General features: G+C 68.9%; 9 protein-coding genes and 1 pseudogene. 4 read left to right on the top strand and 6 right to left on the bottom strand.

The window, feature by feature from the left end; genetic code table 11:
* The 4 genes and pseudogenes from AB0F81_RS23680 to AB0F81_RS23665 form a co-directional block, all read right to left on the bottom strand.
* Positions 1-1,379 (bottom strand): annotated as a pseudogene (locus AB0F81_RS23680) (glycoside hydrolase); the annotation flags it as partial.
* Positions 1,380-1,389: 10 nt separating this feature from the next.
* Complete coding sequence (locus AB0F81_RS23675) at positions 1,390-2,202, bottom strand: carbohydrate ABC transporter permease (RefSeq protein ID WP_360200650.1); 813 nt, start codon at positions 2,200-2,202, stop codon at positions 1,390-1,392.
* Positions 2,203-2,205: 3 nt separating this feature from the next.
* On the bottom strand, positions 2,206-3,126 hold the full coding sequence (locus AB0F81_RS23670; protein WP_360200649.1) for a sugar ABC transporter permease: 921 nt from the start codon (positions 3,124-3,126) through the stop codon (positions 2,206-2,208).
* Between the two features lie 3 nt (positions 3,127-3,129).
* Positions 3,130-4,485 carry an extracellular solute-binding protein gene (locus AB0F81_RS23665; RefSeq protein ID WP_360200648.1) on the bottom strand — a complete coding sequence of 452 codons (1,356 nt, stop codon included), beginning with the start codon at positions 4,483-4,485 and terminating at the stop codon, positions 3,130-3,132.
* A 101-nt stretch (positions 4,486-4,586) separates the two neighbouring features.
* On the opposite strand from AB0F81_RS23665, the gene AB0F81_RS23660 reads away from it, so the two are divergent.
* From AB0F81_RS23660 to AB0F81_RS23650, 3 genes are all read left to right on the top strand, one after another.
* Entirely contained in the window at positions 4,587-5,576 is a 990-nt protein-coding gene (locus AB0F81_RS23660) for a LacI family DNA-binding transcriptional regulator (RefSeq protein ID WP_360200647.1), read from the top strand.
* Positions 5,577-5,735: 159 nt separating this feature from the next.
* Positions 5,736-6,062 carry a dihydrofolate reductase family protein gene (locus tag AB0F81_RS23655; protein ID WP_360200646.1) on the top strand — a complete coding sequence of 109 codons (327 nt, stop codon included), beginning with the start codon at positions 5,736-5,738 and terminating at the stop codon, positions 6,060-6,062.
* Positions 6,063-6,066: 4 nt separating this feature from the next.
* Entirely contained in the window at positions 6,067-6,357 is a 291-nt protein-coding gene (locus AB0F81_RS23650) for a DUF4287 domain-containing protein (RefSeq protein WP_360200645.1), read from the top strand.
* Between the two features lie 84 nt (positions 6,358-6,441).
* Here AB0F81_RS23650 and AB0F81_RS23645 read toward each other — a convergent pair whose 3' ends face one another.
* On the bottom strand, positions 6,442-6,942 hold the full coding sequence (locus AB0F81_RS23645) for a hypothetical protein (RefSeq protein ID WP_360200644.1): 501 nt from the start codon (positions 6,940-6,942) through the stop codon (positions 6,442-6,444).
* 314 nt (positions 6,943-7,256) lie between these two features.
* Between AB0F81_RS23645 and AB0F81_RS23640 the strand changes: the two genes are divergently transcribed.
* A complete protein-coding gene (locus AB0F81_RS23640) occupies positions 7,257-8,477 on the top strand; it encodes a PQQ-dependent sugar dehydrogenase (RefSeq protein ID WP_360200643.1) in 1,221 nt (406 codons plus the stop codon).
* A gap of 65 nt (positions 8,478-8,542) precedes the next feature.
* On the opposite strand, the gene AB0F81_RS23635 is transcribed toward AB0F81_RS23640, so the two are convergent.
* Positions 8,543-9,058 carry a hypothetical protein gene (locus AB0F81_RS23635; protein WP_360200642.1) on the bottom strand — a complete coding sequence of 172 codons (516 nt, stop codon included), beginning with the start codon at positions 9,056-9,058 and terminating at the stop codon, positions 8,543-8,545.
* Between the last annotated feature and the right edge of the window lie 89 nt (positions 9,059-9,147).

Below are 9,147 nucleotides of genomic sequence, written 5' to 3'. Positions count from 1 at the left end.
GAACCGGTGATGGCGTCGTGGTGCGCACCGAACACGAGCTGCCGCCACGCCCGGTCCAGCTGCGAGTGGGGATAGGCGGCCCCGTGCGCCGCCGCGATGGTCGCGAACGTCTCCGCCTCGACCAGCAGCGACTCCGCCGCCCGCTGCGCCTGCTTGGTGTCGATGAACGACACGTCCTTGCCGGTGTAGATCGGGTTCATGTCGCGGGTCTGCGGCGGGAACGTGTCGCGCTGGGAGCGGACCGCGGCGAAGAACTCCTTCGGCAGGCCGCAGACGAGGCGCGGTGAGGAGTAACGGGCGTTCCAGTCGCGCTGGATCTCGGTGATCCACTTCGCCGGCGGCGTGTAGTCGGTGCCGACCGGCAGCAGTACGTTGCGGGTGGCCGCGACCCGCTTGAGCAGCAGGAAGAAGTGGTAGACGGTCTCCTCGGCCTCGACGAGCGTGGCCTTCGAGTCGATCTGCCAGCCGGCCGAGTAGTGCGCGGGCATGTAGTGGGTGAGCACGCCCTCCCCGGACGGCGACAGCCATTCGAACTCCGAGGTGAACTGCATGACCGACGGGTCGCCCCACCCGTCGAGCTTGGGTTCGTGGGTCCACAGCATCGGGCCCCACTGGTGGTACGGCCCGCGCGCCCACGACGACGAGTCGAGACCGGCCGCCGCGACCAGGCCGGGGAACTGCGGGTCATGGCCGAACGCGTCGAGCTGCCAGGCCGTACGCGGGTCACCGCCGAGCACGCCGCGCTGATATCCGGCCCCGTGCACGAGGTTGCGAACCGTCGACTCGGCCGAGGTGAGGTTCGTGTTCGGCTCGTTGTAGGTGCCGCCCATGAGTTCGAGGCGGCCCTCGCCGAGCAGACGGCGCAGGTACGCGCGGTCGGCCGGGTGCGCGTCCCAGTACGGCTTGAGGTAGTCCACCTCGGCGAGCACGAACTTGTAGTCCGGGTCGCGGCGCGCGGTCTCCAGGTGCTCGCGGACCAGATCGAACCCGGCGTGCTGGAACGCGGCGCGGAACTCGGCGGCGGCCGGGCCGGCGTCGTCCCACGTGGCCGTGTACGCGGCCTGGGTGTTCCACCACACCGGGTCGTAGTGGAAGTGCGAGATCATCCAGACGGTCCAGCCGGGCTCGGCCACGGTGACGGTGGCGTCGTGAGTGGCGTCGCCGGCGGTGACGCGTACCCGAATCTCGGTTTTTGGATCTTGATCGGTGGTTATCGGGACGTCGGCGGTGGTGCTGTCGGTGACGACCGAGCCCGACAGGCCGGGACCCTCGACGGTGACCTCGGTGCGGCCGGCCGGGTCCTCGAGCTCGACGCGCACGATCTGGCGAGCGGGGTCGCCGACGAACAACTCGGTGCTGGTCACGGCCACGATTCGCATGTCGTCCCTTTCAGCCTTTCACGGCGCCGGTGAGGCTGAACGCCCCGCCGAGCGCCTTGGACACCGCGGAGTACAGGAGGATCACCGGCACCGTGTAGAGGATCGAGAACGCGGCGAGCTGGCCGTACGCGACCTGCCCGTACTGGGAGAAGAAGGTGTAGATGGTCACCGAGGCCGGCTGCTTCTCCGGGCTGAGCAGCAGGATGAACGGAACGAAGAAGTTCCCCCACTGCAGCACGAAGGTGAAGATGAAGACGACCGTGAGGCCGGGGATCATCAGCGGCAGCACGATGCGGTGCAGCGACTGGAACCAGCCCGCGCCGTCGGTCCAGGCGGCCTCCTCCAGGTTGAGCGGCACGCCGTCCATGAAGTTCTTCATCATCCAGATGGCGAACGGCAGCGCGGACGCCGTCATGAACGCGACGGTCGCCCACACCGAGTCGACCAGGTTGAACCGGCTGTACATGGCGTAGACGGGCACCATGACCGCGGTGATCGGCAGGCCGGTGGCGAACAGGATGACGAGCAGGAAGCCGCGGCCGAACCGGCTGCGGTACCGCGACAGCGGGTACGCGGCGAACGTGGCCACGAGGGCCGTGACGATCGCCGTGCCGCCGGAGATGACCAGCGAGTTGAGCATCGGGCGGAACACGGTCTCGGGGGTGAGCACCTCGGAGAAGTTCACCAGCGAGAACTCGCCGGTCAGCTCCGCCGACAGCCCCGAGGCGGGCTGGACCGAGGCGATCAGCAGCCAGGTGAACGGGAGCAGGAAGCAGATCGCGATCAGCAGGAGAGCCAGGTAGGTCGCCAGACGCCGGGCCATCGGTCAGTCCTCCCATCGGATCAGCCGCAGGTAGATCGCGGAGAAGATGCCGCCGACGGCGAGCAGGACGAGCGCCATCGCGGTGCCGTAGCCGAGCTCGTAGAACTTGAACGCCTGCTCGTACATGTAGAGCGGGGTGGTCTGGCTGGCCGTGCCCGGGCCACCGCCGGTCATCACGAAGATCAGGCCGAACGCGGCCAGGGTCTGCAGGGTGATGAGCATGAGGTTGGTGACGATGGAGCGGCGGATCAGCGGCAGCGTGACGTGGCGCAGCTTCTGCCAGCGGGAGGCGCCGTCGATGGCGGCGGCCTCCAGCAGGTCAGGTGGCACCTCGGAGAGCGCGGCGTCGTAGACGAGCATGCTGAACGCGGTGCCCCGCCACACGTTCGCGAAGATGACCGCGACCATCGGCGCGGTGTAGAGCCAGTTCTGCGACATCCCGAGCGGCTGCAGCAGCTCGTTGAGCGTGCCGGTGCGGTAGAGGAAGGCGTACCAGCAGAAGCCGGCGACCGTCTCGGGCACGGCCCACGCGGCCAGCACCAGCCCGGTGACCGCCGTACGGGTGGCCCGGTTGCGGCCGCGCATCAGCAGCGCGATCAGCAGGCCGAGCGTGTTCTGGCCGATGACCGCCGAGCCGACCACGAACACCAGCGTGAGCAGGATCGAGTGCCAGAACGACGGGTCGTTCAGCAGCCGCTCGAAGTTGGCCAGCCCGATGAACTCGACCGCGCCGGTGCCGCTCAGCGCGGAGTTGGTGAACGCGGTGTAGACGCTCCACAGCATCGGGCCGGCGAAGAAGACCGTCAGCAGCAGCAGGGCCGGCAGCAGCGGGACGAGGTGGCGCAGGATGCGGCCGCGGTCCCGGCGGGGCACGCTCGTGGAACCGCGCACCGCCGGGGGCAGCGTCGGGGTCGTGGCCGTCACGCCTCAGCCGCTCACCTTGTCGGGGCCGACGGCGGCCTTGACCGTGTCACCGTAGGTGGCCATGGCCTGCTCAGGCGTCTGCTGGCCGGTCATCACCGCCTCCATGGCGACCTGGATGGCGTTGGAGACCCGCGGGTACTCCGGGTAGGCGGGCCGGAAGTGGGTGACCTGCACCAGATCGGTGAAGAACTTCAGCGTCGGGTTCGACTTCAGGTACCTCGGGTCCTCGGCCACGTCCTTGCGCTCGGCGATCTGGCCGGCCGCGATGTCGTACGCCAGCGAGTTCTCCTTGTTCAGCGCGAGGGTGACGTAGTCGAACGCGGCCTGCTTGTCCTCGGCGTGCGAACCGACCGACAGCACCCAGCCGCCGGACATGCTGGTCGAGCCGGGCGGCTGGCCGTTCTGGGTGGGCATCGGGGCCTGACCGAGCACGGTGGACCACTCGGGCCACGGCTTCGCGCCGGTCTCGATCCAGTTGCCGCTCTGCCACGAGCCGTTCAGGTCGATGGCGATCTTGTTCTCGGGAATGAGCTCGGAGTTGAGCCGGGTGCCGAAGTTCGGGTCGAGGGCGTCCTGCACCTCGGGGCCGAGCTTCTCGCCGTACACGGTTTTGATGAAGGTGAGCGAGTCGAGGAAGCCGGGCGTGTCGACCAGCCATTTCTTGCTGGACTCGTCGTAGAGGGTGTCGGCGGTGCCGTAGAGCAGCATCTCGAAGCCCTGCATGCTGGCGGCCTCGCCGGCGCCCTTGCCCGAGAAGACGTTCATCGGGATGACACCGGGCAGCTTCTGCTTGACCGTGCGCGCGGCCGTGAGCACGTCGTCCCAGGTCTTGGGCTGCCACGGCACCGGCAGCCCGGCCTTGGCGAAGAGCTCCTTGTTGTACCAGAGGGCGCGGGTGTCGGTGCCCATCGGCACCCCGTAGATCTTCCCGTCGAGGCCCTTCGCGGCCGTCTTCGACGCCTCGGTGAACTGGTTCCAGTCGGCCCACTTGGCGAGGTAGTCGTCGAGCGGGGTGAGGAATCCGGCCTGGATGTCGGTGTTCACCAGGAACGTGTCCTCGTAGAGGATGTCCGGTGCGGTGTTGGGGGACCGGTTCATCAGGGTGAGCTTGGTGTAGTAGTCGTTCTCGGACGCCTCGATCGGCAGCAGCTTCACGGTCCAGCCCTGGTGGGCCGCCTCGAACTCACCCTTGACCTTGTTCATCAGGTCGTCCATCTGGATGAACGTCCCGAACTTCTGGTACGCCACGGTGAGGGTCTTCGCTTCGCTGTCGCCGCCCGATCCGCCGGAGCACGCCGTGGCCGCGCTCAGGGTCAGGGCCAGCAGCCCGGCAAGGAGAGTTCTGGTGCGTCGTCGCATGCTCGTCTCCTTCGAGAGTGGTGCCCTCCTGATAGGTCTTCTGAGAACGTATACAGAGAAGCTAATCAATTAGTCTTGGCGCGGTCAACAGAGGGGACTTCATGCGGCAGCCCACCATGCGCGACGTCGCGAAGGCGGCCGGCGTCAGCCCGGCGACCGTCTCGCGGGTCGTCAACGACGAGCGCTACATCCGGCCCGAGACCCGGGCCGCCGTCGAACGCGCCATCGCCGAGCTCGGCTTCCACCGCAACGAGATCGCCCGCACGCTGCGGCCCGGCCAGACCACGAACACCGTCGCCCTGGTCATCGAGGACCCGGGCAACCCGTTCTGGTCGGCCATCATCCGCGGCGCCGAGGAGACCGCCCGCCGCCACCGGCACCTGCTCGTCGTCGGCAGCACCGGCCAGGACTACGAACGGGAACGCGACCTGCTGCGTGACCTCGTCCGCCGCCGGGTCGACGGGCTGCTCGTCGTACCCACCGCCCACGACCACCTCGACCTGCACCAGGAGCTGACCCGCCGGGCGCCCATGGTCTTCATCGACCGTGTCCCGCCGGGCGTGCTCGCCGACTCGGTCGTGCTCGACAGCTTCGGCGGCGCCCGCCGCGCCGTCGAGTACCTCGTCTCGGCGGGCTACCGGCGCATCGCGTTCCTGGGCGGCGACCCGGCCGTGCACACCGGCGCCGCCCGTCAGGCCGGCTATCGGCAGGCGCTCACCGACGCCGGCCTGCCGTGCGATCCGGCGCTGATCAGCCTGGGCAACCACACGGTCGCGGACGCGGCCCGGTCAGCCACCGCGCTGCTCACCGGAGCTGCGCCGGCCGACGCGGTCTTCGCCGACAACAACCGCATCTGCGTCGGGGTGCTGCACGCGGCCGCGGCGCACGGCAGCGACGTGGGGATCGCCGGCTTCGACGACGTCGAGCTGGTCGACCTGCTCCCGCGGCCGGTCGCCCTGATCACGTACGACGCGGTCGAGCTGGGCCGGCAGGCGGCGGCTCTGCTGTTCGACCGGATCGGCGGCAGCACCGCGGACGTACGCCGGCTGGTGCTCCCGACGACGCTGGTCCACCGCGGGCGCACACCCTGACAGCGGCGTGCCGGATGACGTCGCCGGGCTGCTCGCCTATCTGTTCGGGCTCATCGTTGTCTGTGGCGCAACGACCATGGCCGGAGCCGTGCTTGATCGTCATCTCGCGCTCACGGAAAGTGGTTGCTGTCAACGCAGTCAAGACAGGGGAACATCGACGTGACGAACCGCAAGATCGTGGCCGGGCTGTTCATCTCCGCCGACGGTGTGGTGGGCACCCCCGAGCAGTGGACTTTCGAGCACATGACCGACGGGGCCGGCGCGGTCATCGGCGGCCTGATCGCCGAGGCGGACACCATGCTGCTGGGCCGCCGGACGTTCGAGGAGTTCGCCGGCTACTGGTCCACTCAGGCCGGCCCGATGGCCGAAGCCATGAACGGCATCCGCAAGCTCGTGGCCTCCCGAACCCTGACCACGGCCGGTTGGAGCAACAGTGAAGTCCTCGACACCGGCCTGATCCACCTCAACTGCCGGATCGGGGCGTGACGCCATGTCCTTCCAGGCCTACCTCGACGCCGTCGAGGACAAGACCGGCAAGACCCCGCGCGCCCTGGTCGAGGAGGCCAGGCAGCGCGGTTACGACGCCGCCGACGTGAAGGCGGGCGTGATCATCGCCTGGCTCAACGACGAGTACGGCATCGGCCGCGGACACGCCATGGCGCTGGTCCACGTGATCAAGAAAGGGCCGCGGATCAGCACCAAGCACGTCGGGACGAGCGGCTCGCACCGCGATGCCACGGACATGCTGTGGCTGGACGGCAGAGCGAGCAGGCCGGCCTGACGCTGTCGGCCCCACACCGGCGCAGATCGGAATCCGGGCGGAGCGCCATGGTGAGGGCGCCCCGCCCAGATCACGGTTCAAGCTTTAGTAATCCTCGTCGAGGGTGACAGCGTGCCAGTTGGAGGACTCGCACAGCCGCCGGCCCAGCGTCGAGGAACCGTTCCAGTAGAACTCGACGCAGGCGTGGACCTTGACAGTTTGAGCGGTGGTCCGGGCGGCAACCCCGACCTTGTAATCGACCCAGCCCTTGCCCTGCTGATTCCTCACCTGATTGGTGCAGCTCTTGCTCGAGCTGTAGCTCCACGGTGCGGATCCGGGCTTGTCGAGCTCGGCCCGCATGGTGATCTTGCAGGTGGTGGTCGTCGCGGTGACGCTCTTACCGAGGATCAGGCTCGCATTGAGCTGAATGGAGTTGTCGGAGGGGCCGTCAGGATACGTCCGGTCGTCGAAGCAGAGACCGATGAGATTGTCGCCGCTGCCCGCCAGGGCCCCACAGCCCCTCTGCCACGCCTGCGCCGGCGACGGCGCGGCCAGCATCGCAGCGATCAGCGCGATGGAAGCCGCCAGTATCCTGAAAATCTTCAAGAGGATGTACCTCCGCTCTGAGTGAGCAACTCACCCGAATGTGTCCTCAGGCGGTTGCGCGCTCCCCCCGTGGGAGCGGTGTGATCGTATCGATAGAGGATCATGAAAGTGGCCCCGAGCGAAGTTCTGTCGTGCTCCGGACAGCGCGCCGACCCCTGCCCGAAGCCGAGCCGGCGGCGCGATCAGATTGTTGGCGCCGGCTGCGTCGGCCAGGTTCAAGCTGCGGGGAGGCGAAAGCTTAAAGATTGGCGACGTTCGATGTAGCGTGGGAGCGCTCCCGTATCGCGTCCGCCAGTCTGCTCAAGGAGCTGAACATGTCGCGAAGGCGTCGTCGCCCGGCCACCACGCTGGCCGGCCTGCTCGTTCTGGCCCTCTCCGCCCTGCTGCTGACCTCGGTGCCGGCGGCCGGCACCGCCGCCGACGCATCCCGCAGCCACGCGGTGCCACTCAGCGAGCTGACCGTGGTGACCGAACAGGTGGCTTCCGGTCTGCAGCGCCCGATCGCGATCACCGGGCTGCCGGACGGCCGGATGCTGATCGCGGAGAAGAACGGCACCGTCCGCGCCTACCACCCGGACACCGGCCTGGCGGCCGAGCCGGTGCTCGACCTGTCCGCCCGCATCGACACGTCGGACAACGAGCGCGGCCTTCTCGGCATCACGCCCGCGCCGAACTTCGCACGGACCGGCATCCTCTACGTGGCCTACACGAGCCTGCCGGCCGGCGCGCTGACCCTGGCGCGACTGCCCCTCCGCGCCCCGGAGCGGCTGCAGGTGCTGCTCACCCAGGAGCACGCCGAGTACGGCAACCACAACGGCGGACAGGTGGCGTTCGGCCGCGACGGCTACCTCTACTGGTCCACCGGCGACGGCGGCCACGCGAACGACCCGTTCAAGGCCGGCCAGGACCTCGGCACCCTGCTCGGCAAGATCGTGCGGATCGACGTCAACCGCGCCTGCGGCGCGAAGCCCTACTGCGTGCCCGCCGGCAACCCCTTCATCCGTACGCCGGGCGCGCGCCCGGAGATCTGGCTCTACGGGCTGCGAAACCCGTGGCGGTTCTCCGTCGACATCGACAATTCGCTGTGGATCGGTGACGTCGGCCAGGGCCTGGTTGAGGAGATCAACCACATCCGCCCGTGGCAGGGCGGGGCGAACCTCGGCTGGTCCTGCAAGGAGGGCACTCCGGTGTTCGACCAGGAGCAATGCCGGCCGGGCGTGCGATACGTGGACCCGGTCTTCGAGTACGAACACTTCCTCACGGAGAGCTGCTCGGTGATCGGCGGCGTGGTGTACCGAGGGTCCCGGACCCCCGAGGCGCGGGGCACCTACGTCGCGAGCGACTACTGCGCACCTCGTGTGTACGCCGTGCGCCCCCACCGCGACGGCAGCTACGAGACCGCCACGATCGGCAACTTCCCCACCCAGCCGACCGCGATCGGCGCCGACGTGCACGGCGAGCTGTACGTGCTCAGCGACTACCCGGGATGGTTGAGCCGGGTGCGGTTCGAGCGAGTCCAGCCGGCAACCCGCTGAACCCTCTTCCCACCTGTCCGCCCGGGCCGTAATGCCCGGGCGGCACCGCGCGGTGCGCGATCGGATCATCGGAGTGGGTACACCGTCGCTCGTCCGGTGGCCCTCGGTGGTCGCGGCGTGGACGGCCACACGAGGGCCGCGTCCTCGACGCATTTGGCCAGCTCGGCCACGGCCTCCGCCTGGTCGATCTGGCGCAGGCCGGCGCGGATCTCGAGTGCCTCCAGCCGGACCCGGACGGTCTGCGCGGTGGCGACGCGATCGTCGAGCCCGTCGGACTTCAGCAACTGACCCGCGATGGTGGTGGCGAGGGAGCACACCGCCGCGGCAGCGCACAACAGCTGCCACGCCGGCGAGGACAGCCCGAACGTGCCGGTCAGCCACGCGGCGAACGGTTTGCCGCCGAACGCCGGCGCCGCGGTCAGCATGGTGGCGAGCGCGGACCCGACGACGGTGACGTTCGTCAGGAGGCGCCGGCGGGAGCACGCCGACCGCAGATAGGCGTCGGCGCGTTCGCGGAGATCACGAATGGTCGTCATGAGGTCGGCGGGTGCCCCGGCGACAACGTCGAGCCGTGCCGTCATGGTCCAAGTCCTTTCCTCCGGTCTTCGGGTTGCCTCATCCGAGGACTTGGCGGCCCGGTCGTGTAGGCCGATACTGCGTGGCCCGGGCT

Source organism: Actinoplanes sp. NPDC024001, from assembly GCF_040638955.1.
In the GTDB taxonomy this organism is placed as follows: Bacteria; Actinomycetota; Actinomycetes; order Mycobacteriales; family Micromonosporaceae; genus Actinoplanes.
The sequence above is the reverse complement of the archived record's forward strand: the minus strand, read 5'-3'. Positions and strand labels throughout refer to the sequence as shown.

Excerpts from the sequence above, each read along its gene's own strand:
- AB0F81_RS23675 (WP_360200650.1), bottom strand. The coding sequence starts at position 2,202 with ATGGCCCGGCGTCTGGCGACCTACCTGGCTCTCCTGCTGATCGCGATC.
- AB0F81_RS23665 (WP_360200648.1), bottom strand. The coding sequence starts at position 4,485 with ATGCGACGACGCACCAGAACTCTCCTTGCCGGGCTGCTGGCCCTGACC.
- AB0F81_RS23660 (WP_360200647.1), top strand. The coding sequence starts at position 4,587 with ATGCGGCAGCCCACCATGCGCGACGTCGCGAAGGCGGCCGGCGTCAGC.
- AB0F81_RS23650 (WP_360200645.1), top strand. The coding sequence starts at position 6,067 with ATGTCCTTCCAGGCCTACCTCGACGCCGTCGAGGACAAGACCGGCAAG.
- AB0F81_RS23640 (WP_360200643.1), top strand. The coding sequence starts at position 7,257 with ATGTCGCGAAGGCGTCGTCGCCCGGCCACCACGCTGGCCGGCCTGCTC.
- AB0F81_RS23635 (WP_360200642.1), bottom strand. The coding sequence starts at position 9,058 with ATGACGGCACGGCTCGACGTTGTCGCCGGGGCACCCGCCGACCTCATG.